Here is a 17,620-nt window from a genome sequence, read left to right as displayed (position 1 = left end):
TTGGTAAGCGATCGCTAAACCTCAACTCAAGAAGTGACAATAGCGTTAAGAACGCTTCCTAGAATAATTGAGTAGAAGAAGAAAGATACTAAACTGTGGACAAGAACTATTCGCCGTAAGTATTCAGATTCAATATCGACATCGCTAACTGCATAAGTTAAGGCAATTGTAAAGGATACGTAAAGAAAATCTAGATAGGCTGGCTGTTCTGTTCCTGGAAAAGCTAAACCCCTACGCAGTTTGCCGGAAGATGCCTGCTCACTATCATCTACTACGTCATAGTAGATCCGCGCGTATTGCTGTCCAAAAGAAGTGTGCAACAAACACCAAGACAAAAGTACAGCGATCGCGCTAAGTACAATCAGAATTTGGGTGTGACCTTGAGTACGATTGCCTACAGATGTGAGAATAATGCCCACAAAAATGTTACTTATAAAGGTAGTTACAATTAGTAGAATCAGTAACAAAAGCGTATTTGGGTTATCTTTGGAAACCCGTTGTTGAGTTTTTGGCCCGTCAGCACTGACAATAACAATGCCAAGTAGCAATAGATAACTGCCTACGCAGCATATCCAACCGAGAATACTGGCTATTTCCCAGCCTAAGCGTCGAACTAAAATGGCAGTCAAAACACCGAGGCTGCCACACAAGACAGCCCTCTTGCCATCATGTATATTCCACACGAAACGGTAGAGTTTGCTTCTAAGCTTTTTCACTTGACTTTTCAGTTATTGTTTGTTGCTTGAGAAAGGCGTTTACTCCTTCAGTAATTGACTCAAAAAAGTTTTCTCGGCTGATCGCTTTTTCCACTCCTGTCGAGCGCATCATTTCCCATACAGGATCTTTCACGCCAGCTAAAGACAGAGAGATATTCTGTGCTTTTAATTGATCGTGTAATTTGACTAACATCTGCGCTGCTGTTATGTCGACTGAGTTAATCGTCTGTGCGTCTACCAGTACTTCCTGTACTGGCTGTTTGGAGTTCTTGATTCGGCGTTTCAGATCTTGGGCGAAAAAGCTGGCGTTGGCAAAGAATAATATTGCATCAAAACGATAGATCAACAGCCCTGGTACAGTTACTGCCTCCCGGTGCAAGACAATATCTCGATAAGTTCCCGATTGATTGGGAAGCTTGCCGAGAACTGCTGTCTGTGGATGGCTGGTGCGATAAATTAGCACGATGAGTGATAAGAGTACTCCCAAACCGATACCTGGTAGGATTCCGAAAGCAAGTTCGCCCAAGCAAGCGGCTAATGCCAAACAAAATTCTGTGCGATCAATGCTCCATAGTTGCCTGAAGTAAATCGGATTAAGCATGGTAAGCATAGCCTTAACCACGATCGCACCCAGTACAGCCAAAGGAAGGTTACTAAATAAGGGCATCAAAAACAGTAAAGTCAGCAGCACCAAAGCGGCTTGAAAAATTGATGCTATCTGAGTCTTGCCACCAGCCACCATACTTACTGCTGATTGAGAAAGGCTGCCAGCTACCACAAAGCCAGAACTCACACTTGCTCCTAAATTAGCCATCCCTAGAGCGATCGCTTCTTGGTTATGATCGATATGCCCACCCGTTTTTTGAGCAGCCGTTTCAGCAGCCGCCAGAGACTCCGTATAATCTAGGAGTACGATCGCTAAGGCTCCTTGCAACAACAAGCTGAGGTGTTGCGAATTTATCTTCGGCAGTCCGATGGGAGGCAATCCTGCTTTAATATTGCCAACAAGGACAATACCACTATGTTGTAAGCCGAATAAGGAAACTACTAAAACAGCTATTAAAATAGTCAAGAAAGCTGCTGGCAATCGAGGAAACCATTGGCTGAGAGCAAACAAAAGCAACAGGCTAACTAGTCCCATCACCAAGGTTGTGAGATGGGTGTGAGGCAATTCTGAAAAAAGCGCGTCCAATCTCTCAAAAAAGTTGCCACTAACCTCTTTAACTCCGAACAGCTTGGGCAGTTGCGTCATTAATGTTACAAGTGCTAGCCCTTGAACAAAGCCCTGCATGACTGGCTGGGAAATGAAATTAGCTACCCATCCCATACGTAGCAGTCCGAATCCAATCAAAAGTAGACTTACCAAAAAGGCAAGTAAAGACGTCAGGGCAAGGTACTCTGACGAGTCTGGAGTAGCAAACATTACTATAGTATGAGCTGACAGCAAGGCGGTTGCTGAATCCGGGCCGACAACTAAGGCGCGAGAGGTACCAAAAAAAGCATAAGCTAGGAGACTTAGTGGCACAGTGTACAATCCTACAGCAGGGGGAACGCCAGCAATTCCTGTATAGGCAAGCGCAGTAGGAACCATTACCGCCCAGACAGTCAACCCAGCCATAAAATCTTGACGCAGCCAAGACAGTCGATAGTGAGATAACCATTGCAGAATGGGAATGTAGCGCCCAATCACGTGAATACTTTTCTGCAACATGGCTTAAAGATGAGATGAAATTCACCTCATTTTAGTAAAATTAACTGAAGCTTAAGATTAAAATTACCTATTTTTAACAGAATTAACTAAATCTTAATCTAATAGGGAGCAAACAATAAGCCTCGCTCAAGTCAATAAAAATTGCGCTCTGATCTACAGAAGCTTATAAAGCTAACGCGAAAATAATTTTGTCAACGCAGACGAGTGTTGAGATTAACCTAAAAGGTTTAGGAGATTATTTATAATTGGTGCAATATATTAAAAGCTGGGGGAAAGTTATGCAAGAAGTTACTAGTTACAATCAAGAACTTATTAACTGCATATCGCCAATTGTAGAAAATTTGTTTCAAACTAATAGTCTGTACTAGGTGAAATTAGACAAGCAGGAAATGATAGAAATGTTGGTAAACCTGTTTGGTAAGTTTTCTCCTGAAGAAATGGGGGCGATTCCTGAGAATCAATTAACACGCAGAATTGATAAGATTCTTGTATTAGAGGCTGTTTCGGGAACGTTAAATGATTTATCGCCCGAACAGTTAGCAATCTTTGATGCTGCTGTATAAGGGAAATAGAGAGTGTGACTTATCTTCTAGATACTAATATCGTTAGTTATATTTTGAAGCGAAATCTCACAGTAGATAACAAATTACGGGAGGCTAATATTCGGGGTGAAGAAGTATTTATCAGTTGCATCACATATTATGAAGTTAAACGAGGACTATTAGCTGTAAATGCAACGAGGCAACTAGCTGAATTTAACCAGTTTATCCGAAAATATGGAGTTTTATTTTTAGATGATATATAAATTATAGAGAAAGCGTGTGAAATTCAAGTTTCTTTAAAAAAGAGAGGTATATCTTTAGAAGATGCGGATATTTTGATAGCAGCGACAGCAATTATATGCGGCTTGATTCTTGTTTCCAATGATTTTGATATGCAGAGAGTTGATGGTATTAGCATAGAGAATTGGTTGCAAGCTGAATCTTAAAATTCTTTGATTATGGATAAGCTTTCGCCAGGCGATCGCTCTTCAAACGCTCTCCAAACCCCACATTTATAGCGGCTGGTGTGCCGCCTTTAAGTTTCTTCTAAAAGCTCTTTGACAATCACTGCCAAAGAGCCTCAACTTGTGACAAAAGAAACAGAACTGTCTTGTTTTTAATTTCCTAAGCCCTACATTCTAAAGTCAGTAATATCAGGGATTTGCACTTATCTTAATACCATTCGATTCAGAGACAGTAGTTGCACCGACTGCCATTACTTGAGACCATTCACTGACGCGGTTGTTATCTAAGACAGCTCGCACTCGATAACCAAGCTGAATCTTATGCATCAACAAGATTAGTTCACGGTTGAGTAATCCTTGTGATTTTTGGTTTTCATTAGATGCAGCTTGTATACGAAAGCAGCGATCGCTTTGACGTTGCAACTTAGGAGACTTACCTTGCATAAGCACTGCTTGCAGTTCGTATTCTTTAGCTTCGGGATATGGTTGCCAGCAAAGTTGCCAGTAGGTTGACCAGCGAATTAACTGTGCTGGTAATTCCTCGACCTCATCCGACAATGTAGAAACAAGTCCGATGACTGGAGGTTGTACTACCTGAGGTTGATTGGAGGTGATGTCAGTATTGACGGGGTCTATAAATCCTGGTTGACCAACCTTCTGTGCGGCTATAGATGAACCGCCATCAACACTTAGTATCAGTACGAATATCAAAGTGAACAGCAGAACCAATCGTAGGCATTGTAATTGCACTAGCGACAAGATTTTCAGATTCATAATTATGCAAAAGTTAATTGCTTACCACTCCACAGGTAAAATGATGTTGCCGTTGTCGGCATAGATTGTTCGAGAACCGATCGCCGTTCTGGGAGCCAGTGTGGAATTGAAGACTGCGCTTTTTCGCCCAACTGCCGATCTGGTGCCAAGGACTGAGCGGAAGATGACAGAGTTCGGCCCTAGCCCTACGGAATCATCTATTCTGGTTTCAGGGCCATTAGCAACACCATTGACAACTTGTCTACCACCATGAATTAGAACACGAGGCCCATAGCCAATATTATTACCAAGAGTCAAGCTAGTTGTTGCTAAAGCGTGAAAGACAACATCGTTTGCCATACCAGCAATTGTCCCGACATTAAAAGGTTGACCCTCATCAGCACGTAGCGAAATTCTATTACCTATTTTGTTGGAGAGCGTTGCTAAAGAATCTTGCAGAATGATATTGCCGATGATGCGGTTACGAAAGTTTGGATCGCGAGTGACATTCCCACCTATCTGCGGCAAACCTCCGGAGTTAAAAGATGTGACTGGAGCGTAATTTATCCCTTGTACGTTTGACAAGTCTGCTCTGGCCAATTCTGTGTAACCTTTGGCAAATGCCTGATTGACTTCAATGACGCCTTCCATCAATGCAACGTCGGCTTGTGTCAGGTTTGCCACCTTTCCCAAAGTGCCGCTAGTAGCTTCTAAGTTAGTTGTGACGTTTTTACCTGGCAGGACAACTTTACCAGCAGGTAAGGTAACGCCAGGGCCAACCCGCGAGAGAAAGTTGACTACCGTGTTTCTTTCTATAGTTGCACCGTCTACTTCACAGTTGAAGGCAAGAAAAGTCTCTGGAATATCGTTGTTGAACTGAGTATTGGTAATCGGGTCGGTAAAAGGCCCGGTTGAGCCTTGAGTACCGATTTTGGCTGCACCTTTGATGGTAGCCATGTGTGCCATAATCACTCGCGGGCCAATCTCCACTCCCGTTCCCGAAGCTGTAATTTTGACTTGCTCTTGGACGTTAGAATCTGCTGCGATGCTAATGGGGGCATTACTAGCATTTAACTCGGCAAATGGTGCAACATAGACTTTTTCGCCCAAGCTAATATTTGTTGGATTGGTGATTGTTGCAGTTGGATCGATGAAACTAGCTGTCTCTGACGGTGCTGTACTTGGACATATAGGAAGGTTAGCCACAGTTGGATTACACACCCCTCCAGAAGCAACGGCGGGTTGTTTATATATCTGTGTACCTATGACAAGCGCTAGGATAATTGCAGCTAAGGCGCTAAAAATTGCGCGAGGTTTGAACATAGAAAGAAAACTCCTCACGGGTTATGGAATATTTGGCTATGGGATAATCTGCGCCATTGAAGTTAGAGATATAGTCAAGCGATCGCGATCGCAGGCGCAGGAATTATCAAAAAATCAAATTGCAGAAGTCCTATTTAGACTCTTTCTCTGTTTGAGTATGAGATAGAGGGTTAACCGCCCCAAAAACCTGCCAAGTTAAGGAATGTTAGCAGGTTAAATACTATGTTTAAAATCGAAGCTGTAATTGTCGTTGTTGCCCCAGCAACCGCCTCGTTATAGACATTCTCCCAAGCTTCTGGCCCGCTAGTGGATTGTCCGTAGACTTGTGTACTAACGGCCAATGTTAAGCCAAGCACAGTTAGACCAGCTAGTATTGTGCGACGTTTAAACATTATTCTTTGATACCTAATAGTTCGCCAAGTTTCTTTGACAAGGTAAACCGAAAAGTTAAAGGAAAAGCTTAAACTTTTTAATCTACCTCACTTAAAAACCGTAAATCTAAATAAATGCAGTAATAATTACTACAAGCATCAACTAACATTTCATTATATGATTATTTGCTGCTTTATACTAGAGCTTTTGATATTTATAAAAATTATGTTGGTGATAAAACTGTTAGTTAATTTAGGATTTAAAACTTCGTAGTTAACTTAAGGATTTGCCACAAAAAATTATCTATCTTAGGAGGGATGCTTCTTTTTGCTTTATTTCAAATAGCAGTTTGTAGAAGATAATCAACACAGATAGCTGATGTTATTCTGCTTTGCGATCGCATATAGGGCAGGCAAGCTGCCCACCCAACAAATATTAAAAATTAAGCAGCCACAATATAAGGTAAATCTATCGCTGCTACACGATTAGCAGCAACTAATGCTTGATACACCATCGCTGCCACCTCTGCGCGTGTAGCTTCGCGGGTGGGGTTGAGTAGGTTAAGTTTTGGATAGTTGACAATTATCTGTTTTTGAGTGGCAGTAGCTACTTCATCCTTGGCATAGTTAGGAATTTTCGCCTGATCGTCGTAGAGTTTTATGACTTTATTAGCACTAGTAGTTAGCCCCAATCCATTTACTAGAGAAACAATGACTTGCACGCGTTGAATGTTTTCGTTGGGGTGAAAAGTGTTATCAGGATAACCAGAAAGGAATTGTCCTTGATATGCTTGCTCAATTACCTTATATGCCCAGAAATTCTCCGCTACATCCTTGAATTTGATTACTTGCCTTTTGGCTGCTGGATTGAAAGCTTTTACCAGTAATGCCGCATATTGCGCCCGTGTCATTGTTGCATCGGGTTTAAATGTGCGATCAGGAAAACCTTTAATAATATCTAATTTGACTAATTCCTGAATAAAAGCAGCAGCCCAATGACCTTTAATATCAGTTAATTCACTAACGCTGGGTATTGGTATGGGTGTAGGTTCAGGTATTGGTTCTGGTTCTGGTGTCGGAACTGGTGAAGGAGTGGGGTTGGGTAACGGCGTGGGTGTAGGATTTGGTGAAGGAGTTGGGATGGGAGTAGGAACTTGATTATCAGCAAACTCAATACTACCTTTGACTTTTGCAGGATCTATTTGATTTCCAACAGAAACCAACTTATTTGATGTAGCATTTTGAATATCAAATTGACCATTATTACGGAAGATATTACCCCCTGGGTTATTAGTACTACCAATATCTGGTAATGCATTCACAATTACTGTCAAACCATCTTGAATATTTTTTTCGCATATATTATTTCGCAACACCGGGCGGGCATCACCAGAAATGACAATCCCAGAACGATTTTCGTAAATTTTGTTGTCTGTAAGTTTCGGGGAAGCACTATCACTAATAGCAATACCAAAACCCGTGTTGAAGCAAGTATTACCTCTAATTTCGCCTTGGGCATTCTTGGCGATCGCCATACCATTGGCAACGTTTTCCGTAAATTGATTATCGCGGATAACTGGATTAGCTTCACCAGTGACAAAAACCCCTTCTCGTTTGCACTGCCTAAAAGTACAATTTGCAACAGTAGGGCTAGTTGATTCTATCCAGACGCCACTACCACGGATAGCTGAATTTGTTACCGTCACTCCCTGGAGTTGGGAACCGTTGGCAAACACAAATGTGACATTTTGACGGGCGAAAGTACGGCTGAGGTATTCGCCACTGCCTTCAATAAATATACCGCTACCCTTATTTGCTTCATTACCTATGATGGAGACTCCACCGGGAACTGATAAGGGAAATACTTCACCACTGACAGCATTATAAGTACCATCTGCTAATTGAATTTGCGTACCGGAGGTAGCTTTTTTAAGAGCTTGCGTAATAGTTTTTAAAGGTGCTTGTTGGCTACCAACAGCAGTATCATTACCAATCCCTGGATTTACGTAAATAGTTTCAGACATATTTATACTGTAAAAAAGACATAGACATCCTACCGCTAACACTCCGATTTGGTAGCGAAGGATTCCTTAAATTACTGAAAAATTTCTGTAATCTAGCCTTTCTCTGTCGTTTTAGTACTCAGACGTCGGTGTAATTCATCCGATAACGAATTTACGCAAATCTCTTTTCCCTGCTTCCTAGTCTGTTTGTACCAGTTAAACTTGATTTGCTTGCTTTTGAACCACAATTTCTATGCGACGGTTTTTTTGCCGTCCTTTTGGGTTATCAGAACCATCAGATTTAGTATTAGGTGCAATAGGCTGAGTTTCGCCGTAACCTTCCTTTGTCATTAAGGAAATTTTGACACCACCTTTTTGACTTAACCACTGTTGTAATGCCGTGACACGCTGTTCTGATAACTTGAGATTCTCGATTCTACTGCCTATAGAGTCAGTATGTCCTAAAATTTGCAACCACGTATCTGGATAGCGATTATTTATTGCCTGACTAACTTGACGCAGTGTTTTCTCTGCTTGTGGACGAATTTTATTTTCATCAGAGTTAAATACAAGATCAGCTGGCAGGGTGATGATTGTTAAATACTCATTTTCCTGAACTTGAATTTTCTCACATCCAATTTCTGAAAGTTTAACTTTGAGGAATATGTTCTTAGGAAATTGAACACTAGGAGTAGGCACTTGTGAAATCTTAAATTCCCGAATCTTAGTGGCAGATAGTTGAACATTTTTTAAGTCATCTTCTGACTTTGCCGTTGCACGAAGTATAAAATTATAACCAACACTTATGAAAGTAACAGCCAGTAAGTAGAGGAGAAAACGGAATGAGTGCATTTTACGGGTAGATGAATTCTGGCTTTTCTTGTCCAACATACACTCAATTAGCAAACAGCATCTCTCACTAAAGTCATAAAAAATTATTACCAAGAAATGGTATTTTTGTCACTTAGCCCATTACTAATTCAACTTTGTACCACAAATCTTGCAAAATTTGGCATCTGCATCGTGGAAAGCCAAACCACATCCAAGACAGACAGTTTCTACCTGATTGGCAGTTTTGACTAATCGTTTAATCAAATCACCTACTTGCCAAGGAATTAACGCAATACCTGTCAGAATCATTAAAACTGTTAGTAAGCGTCCTAATTCTGAAACAGGAGTAACATCGCCAAACCCTACTGTCGTCATTGTTACAATTGAAAAATAAAAAGCATCCAAAAAAGTAACGAAAACTTTTGGATTGACTGGATGTTCAACTTGATAAATCAAGCCAGAATATACAAATATAATTGCGAATAAAGTAAATAATATCCTGGCAAAAATAACTCCATCATCACTGCTGATTCCAAACAAAAATTTTCTATCGATAAACCTTAGCAAACGCAAGATTCTAAACCACCGTAATAAACGAATGAAACTAATATCGATCACTCCAAAAAAATATGGCGCAATTGCCATTAAGTCTATCAAACCATAAAAACTAAATATATATTTTATTTTATTATCTGAACTCCATAATCTGAGGAAATATTCTAGTGCAAAAATAATCAAAATTATAGTATCTATTGTATTTAAGTTAAATCTGACAGTATCAGGAATTTGATATGTTTCTGCTACAAAAATTATTGATGACAGTAAAACCAGCCCCGCAATCGTTAAATTAATCGTTTTACCTACTGGTGTTTCTAAATCTTTTAAGTAAAATGCCGTTTTTTCCCTGAGAAGTAGCATATTTAATACCTGTTCTTTTTCAATGCATTCGCAGAGATTAGATTTAAAATACAATAATCTTAATACTTATACACTTTCAATCTTTATTATCTTATGACTCCAGAAGATTTTATGCACCTGGCTTTAGAAGAAGCTAAAAAAGGAGATGCTCCTTATGGTGCGGTAATTAGCAAAGATGATATAGTAGTTGCTGTAGCATATAATACTGTCAAAAGAGACAGCGACCCATCAGCTCATGCAGAAATAAACGCGATTAGAAGTTTGACAGGTAAACTGAAAACTCCTAATTTAGAGGGTTACACAATATATACAACAGGTGAACCATGCCCGATGTGTGCAACTGCTTGTATTTGGGCAGGTATATCAAAAATAGTTTATGGTGCTTCCATTGAGGATTTAATTTCAGTTAATCAATCTCAAATTACTATATCTTGCGAGGAAGTAATTGCTAAATCCTTTAAAGAAATTAAAGTTGTCAAAGGAGTTTTGAGAGAAGATTGCTTGAAGTTATTTACTTAGGTGTAAAAAAAGTGAGAGGTAAATGACGAAAATAATTGGCTTAGAAGGAATGAGCGTAGAAGAAGTTTATCAGGAGCTCTCTAAAGGTGCTAAATTTGTTGTTTTCCTTTACTGCTTTTCTATAGTAATTTTAACTTTTAAACGGAGTTCCAATATTTACTTTATTAAATATGGTGAAGTAGCTTTGATAAAAAGCATTAAATATACGTTAATTTCAGTATTTTTAGGTTGGTGGGGAATACCGTGGGGTATCATCTACACAATCCAGTCTATTTTTACTAATTTCAGAGGTGGTAAGGATGTAACTCTACAAGTTATGTCAACTTTGAGACAAAAATAGCCAATAGCGAAGTTTAATTAGAGTTTTCTAAATAGGATAAAAACGAATTAGCAAAAATTGCTGCTTGGGTGCGATCGCGTAAATTTAAACGATTCAAAATATTCGTCACGTGATTTTTGACAGTTCCTTCAGAAATATAAAGTCGTTGAGCTATTTCTTTATTCGTAGCGCCAATAGCAATTAACCGTAAAACCTCTTTTTCTCTGGGAGTGAGTTCAGCCAAACTAGGTGGGGGCGGTGAGTCAATTACTCCATTTGATGAAAAGTGAGTTAAAAGCTTTTTTACTATTCCTGGCCCTAGTTGAGTATATCCTTTAAAAACTGCACGGATTGCAAAAGCTAATTCTTCTGAAGGAGTATCTTTAAGCAAATAGCCCATTGCTCCATTTTGTAGGGCTGCTGTGACATATTCGTCATCATCAAAAGTAGTTAACACCAAAACTTTGATACCAGAAAAAAGCCTCTGAATTTCTCGCGTTGTTGCTACCCCATCCATAACAGGCATTCTAATATCCATCAGTACTACATCTGGATGTACTTCTGCAATTAACTTCAGAGCGCTTTCTCCATTTTCTGCTTCCCCAACGATTTCTAAATCTGCTTCGAGTTCTAGTAAAGTTTTTAATCCCTGACGAATTAAATGTTGATCATCTACTAGCAGCACTTTTATCATTTTTTCCACTCATTAAGGGAATATCAACTATAATTTGGCAACCATTTTCAGGAGTACTATTGATATTAAATTTTCCTCCTAATGCTAATGTGCGATCGCGCATACTTTTCAGTCCAAAACCAGTTGTATTTTGTCCTAAATCAAAACCTTTGCCATTATTTTTAATTATCAAGTGTAAATTTGTATTTGTCGTTGTTAGTTCCAGTGTAACTTCTGTAGCTTGAGAATGTTTGCAAATATTTGTGAAAGACTCTTGAATAATTCGGTAAATAGGAGTAGTAATCTCAGAGGAGATGGGGAAAACCAAGTCAATTTTACAATTTGGAGAAACTCCAATTGCACGCTGCATATTTTCTGCAAGTCCTGCTATTGCCTGCTCTAGAGATTGTTCTTGCAAAGGATGAGAACGTATTGCAGAAACAGACTGCCGCACATCTTGTAGTGATTTGGAAGCGAGTTCTTTTGCTCTTGTTAGAAAAGTTTGAGCTTTTTCTGGTTGGGATTGCCAAAGTTTTAAGGCTGTTTCTAATTGCAGATTTAAAGCTGTGAGAGAATGTCCCAATGAGTCATGGATTTCACGAGCAATGCGATTACGTTCTTCTAAAGTAGCTTGGCTTTCAATTCGTAAAGCATACTGACGAAGTTTGTCATTAGCAATTGCTAGTTCTTCTCGGCTTTTTCGTTCAGATAAGACAGTATTCATTAATAGCAATACAAATATTAAAGATAATCCGAACATGACCGCGAAATTAAAACTGAAAAATAAAAATCGTTCTTGTTCGGTTGGTGATGAGGGAATGCGGTCAAATCTTCGTCTTAATGCCAGCAAGAAAAAAATAAAAGATAAAGCAGTAATTACCAAACGACCTTGTATTTGGAAAATTAAGCAACTTCGAGTTACTAAAATTAAGTATAAAAATGGAAAAATTCTAGATGTAATTCCACCAAAAAAACTAGTAATAACTATTAAAAATATTTCTATTGCTGTGTAAATAACTTTAACAAATTGATTTCTTTGGGGCAATCTTAAGCCCATTAAACCAAAAATAATTAGAGAACAAATTGTGAGTTCGGTGAATCTGGTAGGTAAACGCCGAAAAGGAGGCGGTATTACAGCGCTCAAAGCAGCAAAACTCAGTAGTATCCATTCTAAATAAAGTAAAAAACGAAAGGGATGATTAAAAATTGAAATAGGACGACTCACAGAAATATACCTGCCTATTAAATTATTTGTGCTTGTAAACTAAACTTATTTTAAAATTTTTCACTACTTAAATTTTAAATTTAAACTAAGTTTAAAACTGTTTACAAGTCTCATATTAAAAACATGACTTCAGTCATGGATGCATACATGACTTTATACTCATGTGCATAGTATGCATCTATCTCTAGGATGGAGAGAAGAAATTAAAAACACAGGGGAACCTAAATGCAACTTAAAAGATTATCACTAATTGCTAGTGCTTTTGCCTTGAGTTTAACTGCCATACCTTTTGCAGTCAAAGCAGAAACAATTTCTTCCTCATCCATGCAAATAGCACAAACCCCAACACAAGTTCCACGCAAAGGTGAGGGCAAATTTAATCGCTTAGGATTAACAGATGCACAAAAAGCTCAAATGGCAGAAATTCGCCGCGAGACTCAAGCTCAAATGGAGGGAATTCTTACCCCACAACAGCGAGAACAACTGCAAACTGCCAGACAAAACCGTCAAGGAAAGCGTCAAGTATGGCGGAATCTAAATCTTACTGATGCACAGAAAAACCAAATGCGGCAAATCATGCAAACACAGAAATCTAAGATGGAAGCTCTCTTAACTTCTGAGCAAAGACAGAGATTAGAGGAGTTCCGGCAAAATAGGCAAAATATGCGATCGCGCCGTCAACAAAATAACAATTCCAATCCCTAATCGCTTCACGCCAAGGGTTCTTCAAATTATTGAAACAATGTAACTGGAATAGATATGTGTATTTAATAATATCTGTTCCAAATTTTAAAGCTTCTTGCAGAAAATAGGTAAAGGATAAAGGGTAAGAGAGTACATTTTGGCTAAATTCCTTCCCCTTTAACCTTTAACCTTTTCCTGGCTGAATTTCATGGATAATTTTTTAGACTACATTCTAGGTAAAAATGATCTGACTGGGTAGTATGTGTAGCATGAGAAATATTAAAATTATTATTCATAGTTATTTGTAATTCTGAACATACAAAAATCTAGAGAATTATATTACGGTTATCTGGATAGTATCCAAGCAAACCGCAATTAAAATCGCAAACAAAGCAATAAATCCGATCAATCAACCAGTATAGGCAACAAAAACCTCACCACAGGACTACAGAAACACATTTGTAAATTTCCCGGTCGTGGTATTGGGTAATCAGTTTCTATAATGGTGAAATTAAACGGGAGAAATCCGCGAGGCAATAAATGAAGCTCAAAAATTTGACACTGATAGCTGGAGCTATCGCCCTAAGTCTAACAGCAGTTCCCCTACGCCCAACTCAAGCACAAACAAACCAACCACCACAGCAACAGATACAACAACAGCAACAGCAACCATTGCGGTTACAACTATCGGCTCAACAACAAGATCAAATTAAAAAAATTCGTGCCGATGTCCGCAAACAGATTGAGAATGTTCTGACAAAAGAGCAACGCAGTCAAATTCAAACTGCGATGAATCAAGGTACACCTCCCCAACAGGCTTTTGCTGCTCTACAATTTACTCCACAGCAGCAAACTGAATTGCGGAAAATCATGATGTCGTCGCAACAACGGATGGAAGCTGTTTTAACTGCTGATCAAAAGAAAAAAATACAAGAATACCAGAATAATTTACAGCGTCAGCAACCACAACAACCACAGCCAAAACCGCGCTAATCTACTTTAGCTAGCACTATGGTGGGCTGTTTGCCCACCTTATTCCTCCGTGCATAAACTATGATTCAACCACTGAGCGCTTCTTTTGATTCTGCTTCTCGTATTCAAAAATTTTTAGATTTAGTTGATCGCATCACCGAAAAAAAAGGTTTAAATGTTCCCCAAGTGGTGTATGTAGAAAAATTGCGCTCCTTACCTGTTGGTAGTTTTGGCAGAACTTGGGCAGACTTTCTAGATAAAAATAATATAGTACCCTTCACTACAGGCCCTCGCCGCAAGCAACTCCACGATGGGATTCATATCCTCACAGGTTATGGTACAGATCCCATTGCTGAAGCAGAAGTACAAGCGTTTTTACTAGGAGCAAAATTTAGATTAGCGAACTTGCTAATTGGATTAGGGTTGTTGCGAATGATTCACAAGACAAGTAGATGAGCAACAAAAGCTTAATTGGGAAAGACTGTGGCAAGCGTATCAACGCGGTTTTAACTCCCACTTCGATCCAGACAGTTGGCAACCAGAGTTACTTTGGCACTTACCCTTACAAGATGTGCAAGCTATGTTTGCGATTAATAGGGATTAGGGGCTAGGAAGAGGACAAGGAGAGGGGGAGAGGGGGAGAGGGGAGACAAGGGGCAACGAACATGCTGATCGATTCTCCGTGTCCCTGTGTCTGGTGTGTCCCCGCGTCCTCTTTAACCACCACTGATTTTAGATTTATACCCAAGTTTGGTCAAAATTTCCAATATTTTCTGCTTGTGATCGCCCTGAATTTCAATTTCATTATCTTTAACAGTGCCACCGGTTCCACACTGTGTTTTTAACTGCTTTAATAAAGCTTGTAAGGTTTCTAGTTTGGTTTGAAAACCGCTAATCACAGTTACAGTTTTACCTTTACGTCCAGCACGGGTAGCTTGTACGCGTAAATTTTGTTGCTGGGGGGGTAGTTCTTGAATTGCTCTTTCCAAGGCTGCTGGGTTTTCTTGCCCAAATTCTCGATAGACAAAGCGATCGCTTGAAGATTTACCCTTTTCGGAAGCCATAAACTTAATTAATAAAAATCAGGATTAGTAATAACCGTAAATATATCGCTTTTTACAAGGTTACAGCGACTAGGGACTAGGGACTAGGAAGAGAAGTGGGAGGGTGGGAGGTTTGAGCGGTTATCCTCCTAGTAATCTATAGCTGGATCGGTAATGATACTTGTATGGATGTAAGTAGCAAAAGTGCATTAAATCAGATGCCAACTCCAAGCATAGAGGAAATTTCCACTCAATTAGAAAGTCCGAATTTGCGCGATCGCATGGTTGCCCTTGCTTCTTTGCGGGATGTACCAGCAGAAGACGCCGTACCTTTGATTAAAAAGGTTTTGGATGATGATTCTCTCCAATTACGGTCAATGGCAATCTTTGCCTTGGGAGTGAAACCAACTCCAGAGTGCTATGCCATTCTAGTCAAAATTCTGGAAACTGATCCAGATTATGGCATTCGCGCTGATGCGGCTGGTGCTTTAGGTTACTTGGGTGATATCAGAGCTTTTGAACCACTATCACGGGCTTTTTACGAAGATACAGATTGGCTGGTACGTTTTAGTGCTGCTGTATCTTTGGGTAATATTAAAGACACTCGCGCACGTAAAATTCTCTACAAAGCATTAGAAAGTGAGGAAGTCGTCATCCAACAAGCAGCGATCGCTGCATTGGGAGAAATTAAAGATATCGATGCAGTAGATCGGATACTGCGTTTTGCCCAAGCAGAAGATTGGCTAGTGCGGCAACGTCTAGCAGAAGCTTTGGGACATCTTCCTACACCCAAAAGTTTGTCAGCTTTAAAATATCTCGAAAAAGACGGACACCCACACGTTGCTGAGGCAGCAAGGGTTTCTCTCAAAAGGCTTGAAGAAGAAGGAATGACTGATGTTTAATAGCTAAAGAATTAGCCATTAGCCATTAGTTTTGAATCACCCATCTATAAAGCAACTCCTCCTGCTACCTTGTAATTAAGTGGGATCGTAAGGATTTTGACGCAAGGTAATTTGATTCATGAATAATATTGAAGAATTTTTTCAGTTAAGTGCTGGTAAATGGTTTTCCCATCGTACTAGTCACCACTTGGCTTTTAAACAATCCGAATCTGGCAAGTCAGACATCACAATTGAAATGCTGGCGGCAGATCATCCAGAAGTTGTTAAACTCTGCGAACAGTACGCAATCGATCCTAATCGGGCTTCTTGTGGTGCGAGGGTCAGCTGGAACGGCACAATGGAATGGGATGAACAAAAGCACGTTGGTTCCACAGTGTTAGTAACAGTGCCTGATACAGAGAACTCTCATGAAGGTAAGTTGCTGCGAGAAATGGGTTACGCAGAAAAAATGCCAGTTGCTGGCAGCTATAAAATGGGCAGCGACGGCGCTTTGACACTCACTACAGAATATGAAACTATGTGGTCTGAAGAGCGCTTGTGGTTTGCTAGCCCGAATCTACGGATGCGGGTTAGTGTTCTGAAGCGCTTTGGCGGTTTTAGCATGGCTTCTTTTACTTCTGAGATTCGCATGGGTGGTGCTGCACCAGCAGCAAAGGCATCAGAGGCGGCTAATTCTGTATCCAATTAGTTTAACTGCTAACAGTTATCAGTTTCTCTTCTCTTTACGCTGATAACTGTTCCCTGTCCCCTGTTTCCTGTTGCCTATTCTTTATTATGTCTAATTTGCCACAACTTAACACAGAAATCATTTGGGCAATTCTCAAAGAAGAAATTGATGATGCCACAGTGAACCAATTGGTGTGGCAGTGCCTGGGCTATCGCTACGATTCTACAACCCAAAAGTGGGACAACCAACAGGTGTCTGCTGAGTGGCGAGATGAATATCCACAACCACCAGATTTTATTGAAAGTCGCCCTGCTACAGTTAAGCTGACTCGTTCTATTCCCCCAGAGAACAAACAACTATTAAAAGAAAAACTGGGTTTTAAAGGCTATAAAATAGGAGAATTTGGCCCTCGGCAAACTCGTAGGGCAACGGCAGCCAATTGGCTATTAAGCTATATGCAACAAAATACTGACGATATTGATTCAATGTAGCGATCGCTTCAAACATTCGCCTATTTAATACAAAATCTCCCCTTGAGCGGTTAAGGGGAGTGTCAGTGTTTTTACAGAATTAATGGTGTTGCCAAGAATCCTAGCAGTAATAATTTGATATTGCAATCAGTGTTAAACTGAGTGATTTTGTATTCTACAATCTGTTGAAAACCTTTTGTTTAACTTAATTTAACCTCTCACACTATAAATTAAGTACTCAGACAATTAATTACACACGTTGTTTTCCTATTTACCATTGCCTGTTTAAGATTTCTCCTACCCAATTACCCAACGTGCGATCGCTGTTAATTTTTTCATCAAAACCCCCGCATATATAGGTAAAATCAGGAAAAGCAGGTGGTTAGTGATTAATTCTTACCAAAGATGATAATTTTTATACTTCATAACTGTATTCAGTGGATGGCGATCACTCTAACTTAAGATATTTAATTTTTATTTTTTTATTAACAAAATATATCACTAGATAGACGAA

The 17,620-nt window shown here is 39.6% G+C and carries 20 protein-coding genes and 2 pseudogenes; 11 read left to right on the top strand and 11 right to left on the bottom strand.

The features are described 5' to 3' along the window. Positions 1 to 26: 26 nt before the first annotated feature. A complete protein-coding gene (locus tag QUB80_RS06220) occupies positions 27 to 716 on the bottom strand; it encodes a DUF1345 domain-containing protein (RefSeq protein WP_289788608.1) in 690 nt (229 codons plus the stop codon). Next, on the bottom strand, positions 703 to 2,427 hold the full coding sequence (locus QUB80_RS06215; RefSeq protein ID WP_289788607.1) for a SulP family inorganic anion transporter: 1,725 nt from the start codon (positions 2,425 to 2,427) through the stop codon (positions 703 to 705). Before QUB80_RS06215 ends, QUB80_RS06220 begins: the two co-directional genes overlap by 14 nt. Before the next feature lie 278 nt (positions 2,428 to 2,705). On the opposite strand from QUB80_RS06215, the pseudogene QUB80_RS06210 reads away from it, so the two are divergent. After that, positions 2,706 to 2,990, top strand: a pseudogene (locus tag QUB80_RS06210) (hypothetical protein). A 14-nt stretch (positions 2,991 to 3,004) separates the two neighbouring features. Beyond that, positions 3,005 to 3,415, top strand: a pseudogene (locus tag QUB80_RS06205) (type II toxin-antitoxin system VapC family toxin). A 207-nt stretch (positions 3,416 to 3,622) separates the two neighbouring features. On the opposite strand, the gene QUB80_RS06200 reads toward QUB80_RS06205, so the two are convergent. Both QUB80_RS06200 and QUB80_RS06195 read right to left on the bottom strand, forming a co-directional pair. Continuing rightward, the gene (locus QUB80_RS06200; protein ID WP_289788606.1) at positions 3,623 to 4,207 is read right to left on the bottom strand and encodes a hypothetical protein; all 585 of its coding nucleotides are present in this window, start codon (positions 4,205 to 4,207) and stop codon (positions 3,623 to 3,625) included. Positions 4,208 to 4,228: 21 nt separating this feature from the next. Further along, on the bottom strand, positions 4,229 to 5,509 hold the full coding sequence (locus QUB80_RS06195; RefSeq protein WP_289788605.1) for an LbetaH domain-containing protein: 1,281 nt from the start codon (positions 5,507 to 5,509) through the stop codon (positions 4,229 to 4,231). Between QUB80_RS06195 and QUB80_RS06190 the strand changes: the two genes are divergently transcribed. Beyond that, positions 5,502 to 5,675, top strand: coding sequence for a hypothetical protein (locus QUB80_RS06190; RefSeq protein ID WP_289788604.1), 174 nt, complete (start codon positions 5,502 to 5,504; stop codon positions 5,673 to 5,675). The genes QUB80_RS06195 and QUB80_RS06190 overlap by 8 nt on opposite strands. Before the next feature lie 4 nt (positions 5,676 to 5,679). On the opposite strand, the gene QUB80_RS06185 is transcribed toward QUB80_RS06190, so the two are convergent. From QUB80_RS06185 to QUB80_RS06170, 4 genes are all read right to left on the bottom strand, one after another. Next, a complete protein-coding gene (locus QUB80_RS06185; protein WP_016878964.1) occupies positions 5,680 to 5,901 on the bottom strand; it encodes a hypothetical protein in 222 nt (73 codons plus the stop codon). A gap of 422 nt (positions 5,902 to 6,323) precedes the next feature. After that, entirely contained in the window at positions 6,324 to 7,904 is a 1,581-nt protein-coding gene (locus tag QUB80_RS06180) for a DUF1565 domain-containing protein (RefSeq protein ID WP_289788603.1), read from the bottom strand. A gap of 195 nt (positions 7,905 to 8,099) precedes the next feature. Continuing rightward, positions 8,100 to 8,774 carry an OmpA family protein gene (locus QUB80_RS06175; protein WP_289788602.1) on the bottom strand — a complete coding sequence of 225 codons (675 nt, stop codon included), beginning with the start codon at positions 8,772 to 8,774 and terminating at the stop codon, positions 8,100 to 8,102. An 84-nt stretch (positions 8,775 to 8,858) separates the two neighbouring features. Then, complete coding sequence (locus QUB80_RS06170) at positions 8,859 to 9,632, bottom strand: ion transporter (protein ID WP_289788601.1); 774 nt, start codon at positions 9,630 to 9,632, stop codon at positions 8,859 to 8,861. 93 nt (positions 9,633 to 9,725) lie between these two features. Here QUB80_RS06170 and QUB80_RS06165 point away from each other — a divergent pair, with 93 nt between their 5' ends. Further along, positions 9,726 to 10,151: a nucleoside deaminase gene (locus QUB80_RS06165; RefSeq protein ID WP_289788600.1), complete on the top strand. Its 426-nt coding sequence runs from the start codon at positions 9,726 to 9,728 to the stop codon at positions 10,149 to 10,151. A gap of 22 nt (positions 10,152 to 10,173) precedes the next feature. Beyond that, complete coding sequence (locus QUB80_RS06160) at positions 10,174 to 10,491, top strand: hypothetical protein (RefSeq protein ID WP_289788599.1); 318 nt, start codon at positions 10,174 to 10,176, stop codon at positions 10,489 to 10,491. 13 nt (positions 10,492 to 10,504) lie between these two features. Here QUB80_RS06160 and QUB80_RS06155 read toward each other — a convergent pair whose 3' ends face one another. Next, positions 10,505 to 11,164, bottom strand: coding sequence for a response regulator (locus QUB80_RS06155; protein ID WP_289788598.1), 660 nt, complete (start codon positions 11,162 to 11,164; stop codon positions 10,505 to 10,507). Continuing rightward, the gene (locus tag QUB80_RS06150; protein ID WP_289788597.1) at positions 11,139 to 12,368 is read right to left on the bottom strand and encodes a sensor histidine kinase; all 1,230 of its coding nucleotides are present in this window, start codon (positions 12,366 to 12,368) and stop codon (positions 11,139 to 11,141) included. Before QUB80_RS06150 ends, QUB80_RS06155 begins: the two co-directional genes overlap by 26 nt. A 225-nt stretch (positions 12,369 to 12,593) precedes the next feature. Between QUB80_RS06150 and QUB80_RS06145 the strand changes: the two genes are divergently transcribed. The 3 genes from QUB80_RS06145 to QUB80_RS06135 all read left to right on the top strand — a co-directional run bounded on the left by QUB80_RS06145 (position 12,594) and on the right by QUB80_RS06135 (position 14,480). Next, entirely contained in the window at positions 12,594 to 13,073 is a 480-nt protein-coding gene (locus tag QUB80_RS06145) for a Spy/CpxP family protein refolding chaperone (protein ID WP_289788596.1), read from the top strand. A gap of 519 nt (positions 13,074 to 13,592) precedes the next feature. Next, positions 13,593 to 14,045, top strand: coding sequence for a hypothetical protein (locus QUB80_RS06140; RefSeq protein WP_289788595.1), 453 nt, complete (start codon positions 13,593 to 13,595; stop codon positions 14,043 to 14,045). Positions 14,046 to 14,105: 60 nt separating this feature from the next. Then, positions 14,106 to 14,480: a Coq4 family protein gene (locus QUB80_RS06135; RefSeq protein ID WP_289788594.1), complete on the top strand. Its 375-nt coding sequence runs from the start codon at positions 14,106 to 14,108 to the stop codon at positions 14,478 to 14,480. 260 nt (positions 14,481 to 14,740) lie between these two features. On the opposite strand, the gene QUB80_RS06130 is transcribed toward QUB80_RS06135, so the two are convergent. Then, positions 14,741 to 15,088: a translation initiation factor gene (locus tag QUB80_RS06130; RefSeq protein WP_289788593.1), complete on the bottom strand. Its 348-nt coding sequence runs from the start codon at positions 15,086 to 15,088 to the stop codon at positions 14,741 to 14,743. A 197-nt stretch (positions 15,089 to 15,285) separates the two neighbouring features. Here QUB80_RS06130 and QUB80_RS06125 point away from each other — a divergent pair, with 197 nt between their 5' ends. The 3 genes from QUB80_RS06125 (at position 15,286) to QUB80_RS06115 (ending at position 17,127) form a co-directional block, all read left to right on the top strand. Further along, positions 15,286 to 15,969, top strand: a complete 684-nt coding sequence (locus QUB80_RS06125) for a HEAT repeat domain-containing protein (protein WP_289788592.1) — start codon at positions 15,286 to 15,288, stop codon at positions 15,967 to 15,969. 118 nt (positions 15,970 to 16,087) lie between these two features. Then, positions 16,088 to 16,657, top strand: a complete 570-nt coding sequence (locus QUB80_RS06120) for a phycobiliprotein lyase (protein ID WP_289788591.1) — start codon at positions 16,088 to 16,090, stop codon at positions 16,655 to 16,657. Positions 16,658 to 16,743: 86 nt separating this feature from the next. After that, complete coding sequence (locus QUB80_RS06115; RefSeq protein WP_289788590.1) at positions 16,744 to 17,127, top strand: DUF1823 family protein; 384 nt, start codon at positions 16,744 to 16,746, stop codon at positions 17,125 to 17,127. Positions 17,128 to 17,620 lie beyond the last annotated feature (493 nt).

The sequence above is a fragment of the Chlorogloeopsis sp. ULAP01 genome, from assembly GCF_030381805.1.
Classification (GTDB): Bacteria; Cyanobacteriota; Cyanobacteriia; order Cyanobacteriales; family Nostocaceae; genus Chlorogloeopsis.
This window is presented reverse-complemented; position numbering and strand designations above follow the sequence as displayed.